Below are 1,065 nucleotides of genomic sequence, written 5' to 3' on the forward strand. Positions count from 1 at the left end.
CCGCCGCTACTCGGGAACACCCACAGAAGGTCAGCAACTTTCACCTACCGGACTCTCACCGTCTACGGTCAGCCATTCCAGACTGTTCGACTAGCCACTGACTTGATAACTTCTCACACGAGTGTCAGCTCGTGTAGCAGGGTCCCACAACCCCGACCACGCAACCCCTGACAGGTATCACACGCAGCCGGTTTAGCCTCAATCCGCTTTCGCTCGCCACTACTCACGGAATCACTATTTGTTTTCTCTTCCTACGGGTACTGAGATGTTTCACTTCCCCGCGTTCCCTCCATACACCCTATGTGTTCAGGTGCAGGTGACACCACATGACTGGTGCCGGGTTTCCCCATTCGGACACCCTGGGATCACAGCTTGGTTGACAGCTCCCCCAGGCCTATCGCGGCCTCCCACGTCCTTCATCGGCTCCTGGTGCCAAGGCATCCACCGTTCGCCCTTGACAACTTGACCACAAAGATGCTCGCGTCCACTGTGCAATTCTCAACAAACGACCAACCCACAACCCGATCCGCCCCACACCAAACCCGACATCCGCCGGCGGTATGCGAGGCCAGGCCATGCCTGGCAACCGTCCCCCACCACAGGTGAGGTCATGGTTCCGAAAGAAACAACCATCGGTTGTTCTTTCAGGACCCAACAGGGTGCTTTGCGCCTCCACTCAGCCGCACCAGGAGGAACCGTTCCCACCACCCGAGGGCAGCTGTACTAGGTATCCCGGCCGTTGCCGAGGAAAAACTCGCCAGTGTCTCCGCCATTGAGCACCCCGACCCGACATTCGCGGGCCGCGGGCTCCATACCGTCTTTCGACGGATGGTGCTCCTTAGAAAGGAGGTGATCCAGCCGCACCTTCCGGTACGGCTACCTTGTTACGACTTCGTCCCAATCGCCAGCCCCACCTTCGACGGCTCCCTCCCTTACGGGTTGGGCCACCGGCTTCGGGTGTTGCCGACTTTCGTGACGTGACGGGCGGTGTGTACAAGGCCCGGGAACGTATTCACCGCAGCGTTGCTGATCTGCGATTACTAGCGACTCCGACTTCACGGGGTC

2 rRNA genes are annotated in these 1,065 nt (G+C 59.3%); both read right to left on the bottom strand.

From position 1 onward, the window contains the following. A 23S ribosomal RNA gene (locus ACFOYX_RS36290) occupies positions 1-468 on the bottom strand; the annotation flags it as partial. 374 nt (positions 469-842) lie between these two features. Next, positions 843-1,065 (bottom strand): 16S ribosomal RNA (locus tag ACFOYX_RS36295); the annotation flags it as partial.

The organism is Micromonospora sp. GCM10011541, from assembly GCF_042650725.1.
GTDB lineage: Bacteria > Actinomycetota > Actinomycetes > Mycobacteriales > Micromonosporaceae > Micromonospora > Micromonospora sicca.